The organism is uncultured Tateyamaria sp. (assembly GCF_947503415.1).
Taxonomy (GTDB): domain Bacteria; phylum Pseudomonadota; class Alphaproteobacteria; order Rhodobacterales; family Rhodobacteraceae; genus Tateyamaria.
The window spans coordinates 172,791-189,029 of the sequence record NZ_CANNDS010000001.1; the positions used below are offsets into that span (position 1 = coordinate 172,791).

The following is a 16,239-nucleotide window of genomic DNA, read 5'->3' on the forward strand; positions in this document are numbered from 1 at the left end:
CTTGATCCACCCCTTACCCGTTTCCAAAAAATCCCAGCCCGCTGACTGGCAGGTGGCTGCGCCACCGAGAAGTGAGGCTCCCGTCATCTCAACCATCCCTAGTGCAGATTGTGCTGAGACCCGGTGGCCTCTTCATCCATGATCCCGCGCCCGGTGCGGAAGCGATCCAGACGGTGGCGCACGGTGGTGTCATGCGGCGTGCCAGTGGCGAGCAAATGAGCGAACGTATGCCCTGAGGCAGGCGTCGCCTTGAACCCGCCATAACACCAGCCTGTGTTGACAAAGAGCCCATCGATGTCCGTCCTGTCGATGATGAACGATCCGTCAGGCGACATGTCCATCACTCCACCCCAACTGCGCAGCATCTTGGCCTTGCCAATGGCAGGCATCAGGGTCATGGCGGCTTCAGCCACATGTTCGACCAGCGGCAGGTTCCCGCGGGCGGCATAGCTGGCATACATGTCCAGATCGCCCCCAAAGACCAGCCCCCCCTTGTCGGACTGGCTGATATAGAAGTGGCCCATGCCGTAGGTCACCACGTGATCGAGGCAGGGTTTCAGCCCTTCGGTCACGAACGCCTGCAGCACATGGCTTTCGATGGGCAGGCGCATGCCCGCCATGGCGGCCACTTGGGACGACCGACCCGCCGCTACCATGCCTACCTTCTTGGCGCGAATGGGTCCCTTGGTGGTTTGCACGCCTTTGACAACGCCGTTCACCACGTCGATGCCGGTGACCTCGCATTGCTGGATCAGATCAACGCCGCGATCGCTGGCAGACCGGGCAAAGCCCCACGCCACCGCGTCGTGGCGGGCGGTGCCGCCACGCTTGTGATAGAGACCGCCATAGATGGGAAAGCGTGTCTGGTCGAAATCAAGGAAGGGGAGCAGCTTTTCAACCCCGGCCCGGTCGAACATCGCGCCATCGTCCCCCAAACCGCACATGGAATTGGCACGGCGGACAAAGGCATCACGCTGCCCGTCCGAGTGCACCAGATTGATGATGCCGCGTTGCGAATGCATGACGTTGTAGTTCAGGTCCTCTTCCAGCCCCTCCCAAAGCTTGAGGGAATGGGAATAGAACTCGGAATTGCCGGGCAGCATGTAGTTGGCACGCACGATGGTTGTGTTGCGCCCCACGTTGCCACCGCCGAGATAGCCCTTTTCCAACACGGCCACGTTGGTGATGCCATGGACCTTCGCCAGATAGTGTGCGGTTGCCAGACCGTGACCACCGCCACCAATCAGGACAATATCATATTCTGACTTGGGCTCGGGACTGCGCCAATGCGGTCCCCATCCCTTGTTCCCGGTCAGCCCTTCCTTCAGGACCTTCAGCCCAGAAAAGCGCATGCGCACCTCCGCTTGTTCATGGGATCAGCATCACCATCCAGCCGGGTGTATCAAGGGGGTGCCGATCTGCCGTGGCACTTTTCGACAATGGCTGGTCAGCGAGCGACGAAATAGTTGGCTCACGGTGATTTGCGTGTTCTGAAACATGATTTTGGCGTTGAGTGGCATCATGACATTTTTCATTCGCCTGCTGGCAGCCTTTGCCGCACTCATTCCCGCTTCGCTGGCTGCACAAACCAGTGATTTTCAATCCCCCTCGATCGTGATCCTGGGTGACAGTCAAATCCCCTTTGGCTCCGGTCCGGTGTTCCTTGAGTTTTTCGAGAACATCAAAGGCCATTGTCCGCCAACACCGGAACAGGCCGCCAATCTGGAGGTGCTTGCGGATATGAAGGTCGCGGTGATCGGGGTGCGATCAACATCCCTGCATTCATGGACCGCCAAGATGGGCCGTGCGAAGGGCGCGATTTGTGACGTTGACCCAAAGTGGAAGGTCAATGCGGGAACGTATGGCTTCATCAATACAACCGGCAACAAGTACAAGCAGATCGGTCAGGGCGATGCCTACCAGTTCTGCGAAAAAGACATGTCGGCCTTCCAGACCATGTTTCGGGCAGGGTATTATGAGCCCAAGCTGATCTTGCTGTCTTTCCTTGGAAATTCGGCGAAACGATGGGCGGGCAGCTATGACAAGGCGCTGGAAGACGTGCAGAACATGAATGCGCAACTGCCCACTGGCGTGCCGTGCATCTTCATGACCACTGCGCCCAGCTATTCCAAGAAAATCACGGACCTGCGCCTCAAGGCGCAAGCCAATGTCAGACGCGCGTTTGCGGAAACGGGTAGCCAGTGCAGCTTTGTCGAAGGGGCGACGCCGGAGACGGTTGCCGCAAACCAAGGCAACAAGAAATACTTTCGACTGTCGAAATCCGGCAAGGTCAAAGACCCGTACCATCCGAACGAAAGAGCGGCGAAAACGTTTTTTATGATTGCCATGGAGGATATCTGCACTGCGGTCTATGACCAGATCGATGCGGCGATGCCGGACCTGGCATCGCGCTAGACATTCATCTTATTTGGTCCAAAAAAATCCTGCAGTTTGAGGTAAGGCTTGAAAAAAAGCACCCGCCAAGCGGCGGGTGCAGGCAAGCGCGTGACGCGCATTCGCGTTAACGAACCAACGGCGGCTAGAGCCCTTTGGCCCTATAGCTGTCGGCAACTTTGCCAATGGCAACGAGATAGGCGGCGGTGCGCAGGTCATCGACCTCATCGCGACCATGCCAGACCGATGCCATGGATTGATAGGCTGCGCGCATCGTGTCATCGAGACCGGAGCGCACCAGTTCCAATTCATCCGCACCGCGCAGGTACTTGCCCTTAAAATCCGGTGTCATGGACCACGCATCGCCAAGATGCTGGCTCAAACGCTCCAGTTCATCGACAACCAATTGGTGCCGCGCTTCTTCCTGGCGGCGTTGCATTCGGCCAAAACGAATGTGGCTGAGGTTCTTGACCCATTCGAAGTAGGACACCGTCACACCGCCTGCATTGGCGTACATGTCGGGGATGATTACGGTGCCCTTTTCCCGCAAAATGGCATCCGCACCGGCAGTCACAGGGCCGTTTGCCGCCTCAATAATCAAAGGCGCAGTCACACGTTCAGCGTTTGAAAGGTTGATCACACCCTCAAGCGCGGCGGGCACAAGGATGTCACAGTCTTTCTCAAGGACCACAGAGCCGTCCTCGACAAAGGTGCCATCCGGATAGCCCCCGACACCGCCATGATTCATGATCCAGTTGCGCACGGCATCGATGTCCAACCCGCGATCATCGACCAAGGCACCATCACGCTCGATGATCCCGACGATCTTGCAGCCATCCTGTTCCGCCAGGAATTTGGCGGCGTGGTACCCGACGTTGCCAAGACCCTGCACAACGATCCGCTTGCCATCGAGCGTGCCGGACATATTGGCCTTCTTCACACCTTCCGTATCACGGAAAAACTCGCGCAGCGCGTATTGCACACCGCGCCCGGTGGCTTCGGTCCGGCCCTGAATGCCGCCCGCATTGGTCGGTTTGCCGGTGACGCACGCCACGCCGTTGATGTCGGTCGTGTTCATGCGTTTGTACTGGTCGGCAATCCACGCCATTTCACGCTCGCCCGTGCCCATATCCGGGGCGGGCACGTTTTGCGCGGGGTTGATCATGTCGCGTTTGATCAACTCATAGGCAAATCGGCGGGTGATCAGCTCCATCTCGTGATCGTCATATTCACGTGGATCAATGTGCAACCCGCCCTTGGAACCACCAAAGGGCGCCTCCACCAGCGCGCATTTGTAGGTCATCAGCGCGGCCAGCGCTTCGACCTCATCCTGATTGACGCCCATGGCAAAGCGGATGCCGCCCTTGACCGGCTCCATGTGTTCAGAGTGGACAGATCGATATCCGGTGAAGGTCTGGATCTGACCACGCAGCCGCACACCAAAACGTACAGTGTAGGTTGCGTTGCAAACCCTGATCTTTTCTTCCAGCCCCGGCGGCAGGTCCATCAACGCCACCGCACGGTTGAACATGATATCAACGCTTTCGCGGAAACTTGGCTCGTTCTGGGTGCTCATCCGGGTACTCCTTTTTCCGGCACGACTCACATTTGGTTGAGTCTGTGCGCCCAGCCTATGACGGTTCCGTTAAGAGGTGCGAATTTTTTGTGCATTGGAAAAACCCGGGACCGCACGCCCAACAGACTAACAATTCGTAAACAGTCGCCCATACGAAGACGGATTGACGACAATCGAATCAAAATCTCCACACAGCTTTCCCCGTTTTGCCCGATTTCAGCCACATTCCGGCGTCACACCATTCGGCGGGTGAAAAGGCTGTAAAGGCCTGAGATGACCGAAACAACAAGGTGTTTAAAGCCAATGATGTGGACACGGAAATTGACAACGAAGGCGGGGCTGAGATCCAGCGTCGCCGGATTTGCACGCGACGAGTCGGGGTCCATGACCATTTTCGCCGTGGCAATGTTTATGATGATGATTTTAGTCGGCGGTATAGGCGTCGACCTGATGCATAATGAAATGGAACGCACGCGGATGCAGGCAACTGTAGACCGCGCGGTACTTGCTGCTGCTGATCTGGATCAACCGCTCGACCCCGAAGAGGTTGTGCGCGATTACTTCGACAAGGCCGGGATGAGCAACTACCTCTCGTCCGTTACAGTCGACGAGGGATTGAACTTTCGGACGGTCACGGCGTCTGCCGACAAGACCACGAGCACACAATTCATGCGCCTGATGGGCGTGGATACGCTGCCTGTTCCCGCACTGGCACAAGCTGAAGAGCGTGTGTCGAATGTCGAAATCTCGATGGTTCTCGACATTTCCGGCTCGATGGGTCGGAACAACAAGATGGAAAACCTGCAAGATGCCGCGAAGACATTTGTCGACACGGTCATCCGGGAAGAGAACGAAGACCTCATTTCGATCTCTCTGATCCCCTACACTGCTCAGGTGAACGCAGGATATGACATCTTCTCTCGCATGGAGACGGATCACCGGCACAACTACTCGTATTGCGTTGACTTCGAGATTGCCGATTTCTCTGAAACCGGTCTGGATCTGGACAACGAGTATGAACAGATGCAGCACTTTGACGAGGGCTGGAACTATTCGAATCCGGTGAGCAATCCTGGCTGTCCCAAGCGCGACTTCGAAGAAATCGTGCCCTTCAGCCAGAGTGCAACGAAGCTCAAGAACACCATCGACGACTACCGTGCACGGGCCAACACGTCGATCCACCTCGGGATGAAATGGGGTGTGGCGTTGCTTGACCCGACTTTCCGTCCGATCACGCAGGACTTGGCCGGGCCGGACGAGAACATCGTCGACGATGCCTTTGCAGGTCGTCCCGCGTCATACTCGGATGTGGAAACACTGAAAACCGTGGTCCTGATGACCGACGGTCAGAACGTAGACACGACACGTATTCAGCCATGGTACTACAACAGCCCGTCCGAATACGCGCACTGGAGCCGTTACCCGCTGCACTGGTACCTGAACAACTACGTGCGCGGCAGCTGGAGCAACTGGCGGTACACCAAATACACCTCCGGTCAGGCCGATGCGATGCTTGAAGACATCTGCGACGCCGCCAAGAGCGAAGGTATCGTGGTGTGGTCCGTGGGCTTCGAGGTGACCGATTATTCGGCCGGCGTGATGGAAAACTGCGCATCCTCGCCAAGTCATTTCTTCCGGGTGGAAGGCGTCGAGATTACCGAAGCCTTTGAGGCAATCGCCAAGCAAATCAACCAACTGAGGCTGACCCAATGACCCTTAATATCAAATCATTCCTGCGTCGGTTCCGGCGCGAAGAGGATGGCCAAATGCTGGTGGAATTTGCCCTTGCGGTGCCACTCATGTTCACCCTCTTCATGACCTCGGTCGAACTTGGAATCTATTCCTTCCGCCAGGGTTTTCTGGACAGGGGCCTCGACATCGCGGTGCGTAACGTGCGCTTGAACACTGGCGCCAACTATGACCACAGCGACATCAAGGCGATGGTGTGTGAGTATTCCGGGTTTCTGGAAAACTGCGAAGAGACGCTGAAACTGGAAATGAAGCCTGTCTCGGCACGCTCTTTCTCAGGCTTCCCGAATTCGCCTGAATGTGTCGACACCTCCATGGCCGTGAGCCCTTCGACCACCTTTGTGCACGGGTCCGAGCACCAGCTGATGATGCTGCGCGCGTGCTATTCCTTTGATCCGGTTTTCCCCCTCGCGGGACTGGGCCGGTCATTCACTAAAGACGGCGCAGGCCGGGTCAAGATGGTCTCGATGTCCGGATTTGTGCAGGAGCCAAGCTGATGAAACGCCTAATCACAAACATGCGGTCCTTCCGCGATGACGAGCGCGGCAGCATTGCGGTGGAAACCGTGCTGATCGTCCCCGTCCTCTTCTGGGCCTACCTTTCGATGTTCGCGATCTTTGACGCATACCGCCAGCACTCGATCAACCAGAAGGCCGCGTACACAATCGGCGACATCATCTCTCGCGAGACGACGCCTTTGGACACTGCTTACTTGAACGGGACACGCGAAATCCTCGCCTACCTGACGTCCAATCAAGACTCGAACGTCGCCGTCCGCGTCACCAGCGTGAAGTATGACGAGGTGAACGACGTTTACAAACGTGACTGGTCGCAGGCCAAGGGCTGGCAGCCCGCACTGTCCAACAACCAGGTCAAGGAGCTGCGGCACCTATTGCCGGTCATGCCCCACAATGAACGCGTGATGGTGGTCGAGACGTTCGTCAAATACGACCCGCCTTTTGCAACGGGCCTGCGCGAGCGTGAGATCGAAAACTTCGTGTTCACGCGCCCCCGCTATGCACCACGCGTGCTCTGGGCCAGCGAGTAATCAGTCAGACGACCGTTCTGCAATCATGGCCGAGAGTATCTCGGCCATGAATTTTGCCTGGTGACCGGGTGTCATTCCCCCGATGCCAATCCGATTGCCAAGGCGCCACCAAAGACCCGGGCGCCATGCACGCCCGTTTGACGCGGACAGTCGAAGCAAAAACCCGTTGGATGGCTTGAACGCAAACATCCCGCGATCGATTGACAGGATGTCATCGATTTTGGCGACGACTTCACCAGAACTGTCCCGCAAAAATTCCGGCGTCAGTTCGAGCGTCAAGGCCGTCGCCCGGCGCATCTTTTCCGCGATCCAGATGGACCCGCCCCCCAACACAAGCAGAAAAACCTGCCAGCCGATCTCGGGCGGGCGCACGATGGCGACATAGATCACCATCAGCGACAGGAGCCATAGCGATCCAATCCCCAGAATGCGCCGCCCCGGCGACGCGTTGATTGTGGCGATGACTTCGCCTTCTTCGAATTTCAGACCATGCATGGCCCGCCCTTAGCTTGGTCGCGTCAGGCGGGCAAGGTCGATCAACGCCGCACGATGACCTCGGCCCCCGGTTCTTCGGGCTCATTATCGACCATTTCTGCGGGAAAGCCCGGTGCGGTGACATCAAGACCTGTCGCCTCTTCAAGCCGTTTGATGATGTTGGGCGACTGCTCACGCGGTCCAAAGCGGCCGATGGCATCATTGAACATGTTGATCAGCAGCGGGTTGAGGTCCAAAGGCACCCCTGCCCTGTCGGCCACGTCCTGAAACAGGCCAATGTCCTTGGCCACAAGATCCATCGTGAAGGAAATATCGCGGCTGCCGTTCAGGATTACCTGGCTTTCGGTTTCATGGACAAAGGACGTGCCGGAACTGATTGCCATCGCCTCATAAGCGACGCCAAGGTCCATGCCCGCCCCCTTGGCGACTGTCAGCGCCTCGGCGCAACTGACCAGGTTCGCGGTGGCGAGGTAATTGGTCAGCACCTTCAGCACCGATGCACTGCCCAGATCGCCAGTGTGCAGTACGCGCCGCCCCATTATGGTGAGCAGCGGCAAAATGCGTTCGAACGTGGCACGGTCACAGCCTGCAAAGATGCTGATATTGCCCGTGTCCGCCCGGTGGCAGCCGCCCGAAACCGGGCAATCGACGGCGGCGGCGCCTGCTGCAATGACCTGCGCGCCGATGCGCTTCAACTCGGCCTCGTCCGTGGTCGACATCTCCATCCAGATCTTGCCGGGGCGGATGTGCGGCAACATCTCGTCCATCACGGCGGCGGACGCAGCAGGGCTGGGCAAACAGGTGATCACGGCATCACAGCTTTGCATCAGCGCCGCCGGGCTTTGCCCGTCGGTTGCGCCGTCGGCCACCTTGGCTGAAACGAACTCCGCATTCAGATCATGCACGGCCACGTCATGCCCGTTGCGGATCAGGCTGCCCGACAGTTTTCCACCGACATTGCCCAGACCAATAAAGCCGATTTTCATGGGCCCCTCCCTTGTTCCTTTTGGCTAAAGGGACGGCTATTGCCCGACACTGTCCGTCTTGTTTACGACGCAGGCCCGAAATTCTCGGCATAAAACCGATACCAATTGCCGCCCATGATGCCCGCCACCTCGTCCTCGGACATGCCGGTGGCACGCAGGCCGTCGTCGATATTGCCGAAGTCACGGTTGTCGCGGAACCAGTCGGGTTGAGGCGGGAAGCCGGGGTTGGCCGCCGAGCCTTCGCCATAGTCGATCTCTTTCGACCAGCGGCCCACACGCATCCATTCGACGACGCTGTCCGGCTGGTCCTGACACAGGTCAGAACCGATCCCGATCCTGTCGGTGCCATAGGTGTCAGCCGTGCGCGCCACCGCCTCGCAAAAGGATTGCAACGTGCAGTTCGACCCATCCTTCAGGTGATGCGGATAAAGCGAAAAGCCCAGCATGCCGCCATTGGATGTTACGGCCCGGATTACATCGTCCCGCTTGTTGCGCAAAGCGGGGTGCCAGTCATGCGGGTTGGCGTGGGTGATCGCGATGGGGCGATCCGAAATATCTGCCGCTTCTATGGTCGAGCGATCAGCTGAATGACTCATATCCACCACAAGCCCCACGCGGTTCATCTCCTTGATCACCTGTTTGCCCATGCGGGTGATGCCGGTGTCCTCAGCCTCGTAACAGCCCGTCGCCAATAAGGACTGGTTGTTGTAGGTCAACTGCATGAAGCGCGCACCCAGCGTATGCACGATCTCCACCAACCCGATATCGTCTTCGATCGGGCTGGGGTTCTGGAAACCGAAGAATACCGCAGTCTTCCCGTCAGCCTTTGCCCGATCAATATCGCTGGCCCACAGCCCCTTGGTGATCAGGTCCGGGTACATCTCAAACCACCGGTTCCATTGCTCAAAATTCAGCACCGTCTCGCGGAAATTCTCGTGATACGAGATGGTGACGTGGACGGCATCCACGCCCCCCTCGCGCATCTGGCAAAAGACCTTTTCCGACCACTTGCAGTACTGAAGATTGTCGATGCGCATGGCTCAGTCCTTGCCCGTGTCTTCCTTGTCGAGGTTCAGCGCCATCATCGCGCTGCGGCCAATTGGGGTGCTTGCAAAGGGGCCACCATGGCAGGCATTGGCCGGGTCCTGCGGGTCCAGCACACCGGCCTTGGCATAGATCTCTTTCGCAAACTGTTCGGCATTGTCCTTGGGACGGTAGCCCAGATGCCGCGCGCCCGAATTGTCGACCGGTGCGCGGTCATTGTCGGACACGCCATAAACGATGGAGAACCCGGCAATGGGCGTATCGATAGCCCGTTCCACCAAATGGATCATGTCATCATAGCTCAGCCACGAGCCCACCGCGCGCGGGTTGGTGACATTGGCACAGGACAGGATGCGCAGGCACACCGCCTCGATCCCGTTCTTGTCCCAATACATGCGCGCAAGGTCTTCGGTGAAGCATTTGGCAAGGCCATAGAACCCGTCGGGGCGGTGGGGGGCATCAATGCCGATGGCCTCTGTCTTGGGGTGCATCCCCACAGCATGGATTGAAGATGCATAGACAATGCGCCGCGTGCCATGCCGGCGCGCAGCTTCCCAAATGTTGTAAGAGCCGATGAAGTTCGGGCCCAGCAGTGTCTCGAACGGTCCTTCATCCACGAAAGCGCCGAAATGCACCACCATGTCGGAGCCTTTGACCAGCGCCTCCATCGCGTCGAAATCGGCAAGGTCAGCCTGAACATAGCTTTCATTCGGCAGCAAGGTGTCGATGCCATCGGCGATGTCGGTTGAAACAAGCGTTTCGCACATCTTTGACAGCGGTTCGCGCAGATAAGACCCAAGGCGTCCGGCAGCCCCTGTCAGCACAAGTTTCTTCATGGTCGGTCCTTCAGATCACTGCTTTTTCGATGATGGGGCGGTCGGCGACAAGCCGGTCATAGTGGAAGGGCGTCAGGTCCAGAGACCTGTAGGCACCATAGGTGAGCCACTCGGCGGTGCCGCGCCCCATGGCTGGGGATTGCTGTAGCCCGTGACCTGAGAAGCCATTGAGAAAGACGAAATTCTCAACTTCATTGTGCGGGCCCATGATGGCGTTGTGGTCGAACGTGTTCATGGAATAGTGCCCGGCCCATTCACTGGTGACCTTGATCGCCTCGAACTGGGGGATGCGCGTGGCGAGGACGGGCCAGACATGGGTTTCCCAGATGCTGTGATCCATGGTGAAATCGTCATAGTCGACAGCCGGGTCAACATCAGAATGACCGCCTGCCTGATAGGTGCCCCCACCGTTTTCGCGGACGTGCACACCGGACGGGTCAATGGTCAGCGGCAGGTCCTGATCCAAGGGCTGTTCGGCCTTGAACACCCATGAAAACCGCTTGCGCGGTTCGACCGGCACACCAATGCCCGCCATCTGCGCCGTGCGCGCCGCGCGCGGGCCGGATGCGTTCACCACCTGCCCGCAGCCAATGACCTCGCCACTGGTAAGCGTGACGCTTTCGACGCGCGTGCCGGATGCATCGCGGGTCATGGCGACGACTTCGTTCTCGATGTATTCAACACCCCGCTCGCGCGATTGCCTGCGCCACCAGTCAAAGACAGCAGCCCCGTCCCAGTACCCTTCGTCCACCGTGTTGATCGACCCCAGAACGATGTCATCCACATTGTAGAAGGGATAGCGCGCCTTGATCTGCTCCGGCGTCATCAGCTCGGTCGCTGCACCGGCGGCATGTTGTACATTAATGTTATCGCGCAGCGTATCGGCAAAGGCGTCCGTATCGGCCAGATACATGTAACCAAAACTGCGGATGCCAAGCTCGGGCACGCGGTCATCGCCGCCCATGTACCGGCGGATGTTTTTCACGAAATCGGCGGCGAACTGGCTGATGCGCACGTTCAACTCGGTCGAGAATTGCTGCCGCATGCAGCTGTTGGTATGCGCAGTCGAGCAAGCCGAATAGGTCGGGTCGCGTTCGACCACCAGAACACGCCCGTCAAAGTCCGGGTTGTCCGTCAGAAACCACGCCGTGGATGCGCCCATGATGGCCCCGCCGACGATGACCACGTCATAGGTGGAATGCGTTGGTGTTTGCGCCACGTGGGGTCCTCCGCTCGGCCTTTGTCCGGGCGCGACTGTGCGGCGGTTTCGCATGGCACGCCAGACCTTTATTCACCTGGCGCCTGTTTTTTAGGCGCACTGCCCAACACGAGAGATCAGGGCGCATGACAGTGCGGCATGGTGTTGCGTGCAGCAACGCGGCGGGTGGATCAGCGGACCACGATACAGCACGACACGCGAGTGACTGACGGCATGAAAATAGCAGTGATCGAACCCGATCCCGACCGCGCCCGCGACATCATTGATGCGTTGATGGAAGGCGGTTGGACTGACGTGGTCGTCTTGGGCGATGTGACGGGGCTGGCACGCAAGCTGGCGGCCCTTGATCCTGATCTGGTGCTGATTGATCTGGCGAACCCCAGTCGTGACGCTTTGGAGCAGGTCAGCGTTGCGTCCGCGGCCCAAAGCCGACCGGTGGCCATGTTCGTGGACCGCTCCGATGACGAGATGACCCAGGCCGCCGTGACGGCCGGTCTGTCGGCCTATGTTGTGGGTGAGTTGCAGCCCGAGCGGATCAAACCTGTCCTGCAAACGGCCATCGCACGGTTCCAGATGATGAGCCAGATGCGCAACGAGTTGGAGGCGGCCAAACAGGCCCTCGCGGACCGCAAGACGGTGGACCGCGCCAAGGGCATGATCATGCGTGCCAAAGGCGTCAGCGAAGAAGACGCCTATGCCCTGTTGCGCAAAACGGCCATGTCGCAGAACCGCAAGGTGATCGACGTGGCGCAGGCGCTTCTGACCGCATCGGACCTGCTTTCATGAGTATCACGCGGCTCAATTGCGGATATGTGCCACTGGTGGACAGTGCCCCGCTGATCGTAGCGCAGGAGTTGAGCTTTGCCGCCGATGAAGGGCTGTCGCTGAACCTGTTGCGCCAACCCTCGTGGGCAGCACTACGTGACCTGTTGGCGCTCGGGCATCTGGATGTGACCCACATGCTCGCCCCCATGCCCATTGCGATGTCACTTGGCCTGAGTGGTCCGGTGGCGCAGATCGATGCGCTTATGGTGTTATCGGTGAACGGAACGGTCATCGGCGTGTCCAACGCGATGGCAGCATCCATGCGCGACAAAGGGTGGCCGGGTGGTTTCAGTTCGCCGAAAGATACAGTCGGACCGCTCTTGTCCGCGCTTGACCGTCCTTTGCGTGTGGGTGTTCCATTTCCCTACTCCATGCACCGATTGCTGTTCGAATACTGGATTGGGCATTCGGGGCACGCGCTGCCTACGGACATTCACATCATCACAACCCCACCGCCTCTGATGGCCGACGCTGTAGCTGCCGATGAAATAGACGTATTCTGCGTTGGTGAGCCGTGGGGATCGGTGGCCGTGGCCAACAATGTAGGTGAGCTGATCTTGCCCGGCACAGCCATTTGGGCGCATGCACCTGAAAAAGTCTTGGCCGCGCGGCATGACTGGGTGGAGGAACACACGTCCACAGTGGGGGCCTTGATGCGCGCCGTGGCGCGGGCGGCGGCGTGGCTGGATGTGCCCAAGAACCGACCTCTCGCTATCGAGATACTGGCCCGCAGCGCGCATCTGGATTTGCCGCATGCTGCTCTGGACCACGCGTTGATGGGGCGCTTCGCCACACAGCTTGGCGCGGCTCCTGTCGATGTGCCCGGCTTTTTGCGGTTCCACGACCGCGCGGCCAATTTCCCGTGGCGCAGTCAAGCCGCGTGGATCGGGGCAGAAATCGCAAGGCTTGCCGGGATGGACCGCGACCACGCCATTTCGGTCGCGCAAAACACCATGCGCCCCGACTCCTATCGCCAGCATTTGGGGCCCATGGGAATCGATATGCCCGGCGCATCCGCGAAAATCGAAGGCGCCCTGACCAACCCCGTCGCCGTCGCGTCGACGCGGGGGGAGATGATTCTGGGGCCGGATGCTTTTTTTGATGGCGCTACGTTTGATTTTACGGCGCTTGAGTGATTACTTTTTGAGCATTCGCTGCATTGCAGCAAGATTCATCATGGTATCCCAACTTTCTTGTTGTTCTCTGAATGAACCGACCGCTAGGCTGATCTCAACGAAGCAATGACGCTTCCCTCTGCTCCCAGTGATGGGGGCTCTATCAAGAGCAAAGCCGCTCGTTTTGGTCTGCGTACACCTCCTCCCGTGCGCACCCGAAACGGGCGGCTTTTTTGTTTGAAAAAGGACCGACAGGATGACACGTCTTTTTACGTTTGCAGGTGCCATGGCTGCCTTGCTTGGCACCGCCGCACATGCCGAACTTCTGGACCTTGAAAAGGATGAACTGAAATTCGGCTTCATCAAGCTGACCGACATGGCACCGCTCGCCATCGCATATGAAAATGGCTACTTCGAAGACGAGGGATTGTTCGTCACACTGGAGGCGCAGGCCAATTGGAAAGTGCTGCTCGATGGCGTGATTGACGGCCAATTGGACGGTGCACATATGCTGGCCGGGCAGCCGCTTGCGGCCACCATCGGCTACGGCACCGAGGCGCATATCATCACGCCCTTTTCCATGGATCTGAACGGCAACGGCATCACCGTTTCGAACCAGATCTGGGAAGAGATGAAGCCCCATGTGCCGCTGATGGACGATGGCCGTCCGCAGCATCCGATCAGCGCAGAGGCCCTTGCCCCAGTCGTTGAGGACTACAAGGATCAGGGCCTGCCGTTCAACATGGGCATGGTGTTCCCGGTCTCGACCCACAACTACGAAATCCGCTATTGGCTGGCCGCCGGTGGGCTTGAGCCGGGCTTTTACAGCCCCGAAAACATCAGCGGGCAAATCGGGGCAGACGTACTGTTGAGCGTCACCCCACCCCCACAAATGCCTGCCACGATGGAGGCGGGCACAATATATGGATACGCTGTGGGTGAGCCGTGGAACCAGCAAGCGGTGTTCAAAGGCATCGGCGTGCCGGTCATCACCGACTATGACATGTGGAAGAACAACCCCGAAAAAGTGTTCGGCATCACCAATGAATTCGCCGAAGAATACCCCAACACGACCAAGGCCATCACCAAGGCGCTGATCCGTGCGGCCATCTGGCTGGACGAGAACGACAACGCCAACCGCGAGGAAGCGGTCGAGATTCTGAGCCGGTCGGAATATGTGGGCGCGGATTACGACGTGATCGCCAATTCGATGACCGGCTTCTTTGAATTCGAGAAGGGCGACCGCCGCCCTGCGCCGGACTTCAACGTGTTCTTCCGCTACAACGCGACCTACCCGTTCTACTCGGATGCGATCTGGTACCTGACCCAGATGCGCCGCTGGGGTCAGATCGCAGAGGCGAAAGACGATCAGTGGTATTTCGACGTGGCCGCCAAGGTCTACAAGCCCGAGATTTACCTCGAAGCCGCCCGTCTGCTGGTGGACGAAGGGCTGGCGGATGAGGCCGATTTCCCATGGGACAGCGACGGGTTCAAAACGCCCACACCTGCGGCCGATATCATCGACGGCATTCCTTACGACGGTAAAGCGCCCAACGCCTATATCGACAGCCTGCCCATCGGTCTGAAGGGTGACCAGAAGGTCATCGGCAACGCGGTCGAAGGTTGAAAGCCATGAAGCGGTGGGCAGCATTGCCCACCCTACGCTGCCTTGCAGCAATTTGGCCCCATTGGCGGGGCATCTGCTCAAAAATCAGGCACGCTGCTGTGCCGCAAGAGCCCCTGACTCCCCGGTGTCACCCTGCGTGCACCCCCCGTACACCCCCTATGCACCGCCGCAGTGCAGCATAGGCCGCCACACACAAGATATGGGGTTTTGACGCCCCGCCCGATCCCGCCGAGGAGGCCCCGACATGACCGCCATAGACCCATCCGAATTGGACGCCGCCGCGCGTGAAGACCGCAAGCAGCGAACATTCACGCGCATAAACGCCGCCGACAAATGGTTTCAGGTTCTGGGCCTTGCCTGGCTGACCCCGGTGCTGAAAGCGGCAGCTGGCGACAACCCCAAGGCTCAAGGTCGCGAAATCTGGCGTCTGCTGGGTGTCCCGCTTTTGGCGATTGGTCTGTTTCTGGCCGCCTGGGCCACGCTGGCCCCCACGGTGCAGACTTCACTAGGGGCAATCCCCGGCCCCGTTCAGGTCTGGGAGCAGGTGGGCAATCTGCACGCCGACGCCCAGCGCGAGAAAGAGAAAGAGGCGGCGTTCTATGTCCGGCAGGATGAGCGCAACGCCAAGCTAATCGCCGAGGGCAACGAAGACCGGGTAAAAGAGCGCGTCTATACCGGTAAGCCGACCTATTACGATCAAATCTGGACTTCGATCCAGACGGTGTTCTTTGGCTTTCTGATTGCGTCAGCCATTGCCATTCCGCTGGGGATTGCTGCGGGGCTGAGCCCGATGGTGAATTCGGCCATCAATCCGCTGATCCAGATTTTCAAGCCTGTGTCGCCGCTGGCGTGGTTGCCCATTGTGACCATGATCGTGTCGGCCACTTACGCGTCGGATGGCTGGTTCGCGAAGTCATTTCTGACCTCCGCCATCACCGTGACCTTGTGTTCGCTGTGGCCGACGTTGATCAACACGGCGCTGGGTGTCGCGAGCATCGACAAGGATCTGGTGAGCGTGTCCAAGGTTCTGAAAATGAACACGTGGACCAAGATCACCAAGCTGGTTTTGCCCTCTGCCCTGCCCCTGATCTTTACCGGTCTGCGCCTGTCCCTTGGGGTCGGCTGGATGGTTCTGATTGCCGCCGAAATGCTGGCGCAGAACCCCGGTTTGGGCAAGTTCGTCTGGGATGAGTTCCAGAACGGGTCGTCGCAATCGTTGGCCAAGATCATGGTGGCCGTGTTCACCATCGGCATCATCGGCTTCCTGCTGGACCGGTTGATGTACGCCATCCAGTCCATGTTCACCTTCACGAACAATCGGTGAT

Annotated in this window: 15 protein-coding genes; 8 read left to right on the plus strand and 7 right to left on the minus strand. The window is 58.7% G+C overall.

Going from position 1 to position 16,239, the window contains the following annotated elements; all coding sequences use genetic code 11:
- Positions 1–98: 98 nt before the first annotated feature.
- Complete coding sequence (locus tag Q1A32_RS00945; RefSeq protein WP_299648261.1) at positions 99–1,352, minus strand: sarcosine oxidase subunit beta family protein; 1,254 nt, start codon at positions 1,350–1,352, stop codon at positions 99–101.
- Positions 1,353–1,521: 169 nt separating this feature from the next.
- Here Q1A32_RS00945 and Q1A32_RS00950 point away from each other — a divergent pair, with 169 nt between their 5' ends.
- The gene (locus Q1A32_RS00950; RefSeq protein WP_299648264.1) at positions 1,522–2,415 is read left to right on the plus strand and encodes an SGNH/GDSL hydrolase family protein; all 894 of its coding nucleotides are present in this window, start codon (positions 1,522–1,524) and stop codon (positions 2,413–2,415) included.
- A 124-nt stretch (positions 2,416–2,539) separates the two neighbouring features.
- Here the strand turns inward: Q1A32_RS00950 and Q1A32_RS00955 are convergent, their stop codons facing one another.
- Positions 2,540–3,970 carry a Glu/Leu/Phe/Val dehydrogenase gene (locus Q1A32_RS00955; RefSeq protein WP_299648267.1) on the minus strand — a complete coding sequence of 477 codons (1,431 nt, stop codon included), beginning with the start codon at positions 3,968–3,970 and terminating at the stop codon, positions 2,540–2,542.
- Positions 3,971–4,276: 306 nt separating this feature from the next.
- On the opposite strand from Q1A32_RS00955, the gene Q1A32_RS00960 reads away from it, so the two are divergent.
- The 3 genes from Q1A32_RS00960 to Q1A32_RS00970 are packed head-to-tail and all read left to right on the plus strand — an operon-like array spanning position 4,277 to position 6,767.
- Positions 4,277–5,683: a TadE/TadG family type IV pilus assembly protein gene (locus Q1A32_RS00960; protein ID WP_299652720.1), complete on the plus strand. Its 1,407-nt coding sequence runs from the start codon at positions 4,277–4,279 to the stop codon at positions 5,681–5,683.
- Positions 5,680–6,216: a TadE/TadG family type IV pilus assembly protein gene (locus Q1A32_RS00965; protein ID WP_299610436.1), complete on the plus strand. Its 537-nt coding sequence runs from the start codon at positions 5,680–5,682 to the stop codon at positions 6,214–6,216. The genes Q1A32_RS00960 and Q1A32_RS00965 overlap by 4 nt, the downstream gene beginning before the upstream one ends.
- A complete protein-coding gene (locus tag Q1A32_RS00970; RefSeq protein WP_299610434.1) occupies positions 6,216–6,767 on the plus strand; it encodes a TadE/TadG family type IV pilus assembly protein in 552 nt (183 codons plus the stop codon). The genes Q1A32_RS00965 and Q1A32_RS00970 overlap by 1 nt, the downstream gene beginning before the upstream one ends.
- Here the strand turns inward: Q1A32_RS00970 and Q1A32_RS00975 are convergent, their stop codons facing one another.
- The 5 genes from Q1A32_RS00975 to Q1A32_RS00995 all read right to left on the minus strand — a co-directional run bounded on the left by Q1A32_RS00975 (position 6,768) and on the right by Q1A32_RS00995 (position 11,347).
- Positions 6,768–7,262 (minus strand): hypothetical protein, encoded by a 495-nt coding sequence (locus tag Q1A32_RS00975; RefSeq protein WP_299648270.1) that lies wholly within the window; start codon positions 7,260–7,262, stop codon positions 6,768–6,770.
- A gap of 41 nt (positions 7,263–7,303) precedes the next feature.
- Positions 7,304–8,248 carry an NAD(P)-dependent oxidoreductase gene (locus Q1A32_RS00980; RefSeq protein WP_299648273.1) on the minus strand — a complete coding sequence of 315 codons (945 nt, stop codon included), beginning with the start codon at positions 8,246–8,248 and terminating at the stop codon, positions 7,304–7,306.
- Positions 8,249–8,310: 62 nt separating this feature from the next.
- On the minus strand, positions 8,311–9,285 hold the full coding sequence (locus tag Q1A32_RS00985) for a membrane dipeptidase (protein ID WP_299648276.1): 975 nt from the start codon (positions 9,283–9,285) through the stop codon (positions 8,311–8,313).
- 3 nt (positions 9,286–9,288) lie between these two features.
- On the minus strand, positions 9,289–10,128 hold the full coding sequence (locus Q1A32_RS00990; RefSeq protein WP_299648279.1) for an NAD(P)-dependent oxidoreductase: 840 nt from the start codon (positions 10,126–10,128) through the stop codon (positions 9,289–9,291).
- Positions 10,129–10,138: 10 nt separating this feature from the next.
- A complete protein-coding gene (locus Q1A32_RS00995) occupies positions 10,139–11,347 on the minus strand; it encodes an FAD-binding oxidoreductase (RefSeq protein WP_299648282.1) in 1,209 nt (402 codons plus the stop codon).
- 201 nt (positions 11,348–11,548) lie between these two features.
- Between Q1A32_RS00995 and Q1A32_RS01000 the strand changes: the two genes are divergently transcribed.
- The 4 genes from Q1A32_RS01000 (at position 11,549) to Q1A32_RS01015 (ending at position 16,238) form a co-directional block, all read left to right on the plus strand.
- The gene (locus Q1A32_RS01000) at positions 11,549–12,133 is read left to right on the plus strand and encodes an ANTAR domain-containing response regulator (protein WP_299652723.1); all 585 of its coding nucleotides are present in this window, start codon (positions 11,549–11,551) and stop codon (positions 12,131–12,133) included.
- On the plus strand, positions 12,130–13,308 hold the full coding sequence (locus Q1A32_RS01005; RefSeq protein ID WP_299648285.1) for a CmpA/NrtA family ABC transporter substrate-binding protein: 1,179 nt from the start codon (positions 12,130–12,132) through the stop codon (positions 13,306–13,308). Before Q1A32_RS01000 ends, Q1A32_RS01005 begins: the two co-directional genes overlap by 4 nt.
- Before the next feature lie 265 nt (positions 13,309–13,573).
- On the plus strand, positions 13,574–14,914 hold the full coding sequence (locus tag Q1A32_RS01010) for a CmpA/NrtA family ABC transporter substrate-binding protein (protein WP_299652726.1): 1,341 nt from the start codon (positions 13,574–13,576) through the stop codon (positions 14,912–14,914).
- 244 nt (positions 14,915–15,158) lie between these two features.
- Positions 15,159–16,238: an ABC transporter permease gene (locus Q1A32_RS01015; protein WP_299648288.1), complete on the plus strand. Its 1,080-nt coding sequence runs from the start codon at positions 15,159–15,161 to the stop codon at positions 16,236–16,238.
- Position 16,239 lies beyond the last annotated feature (1 nt).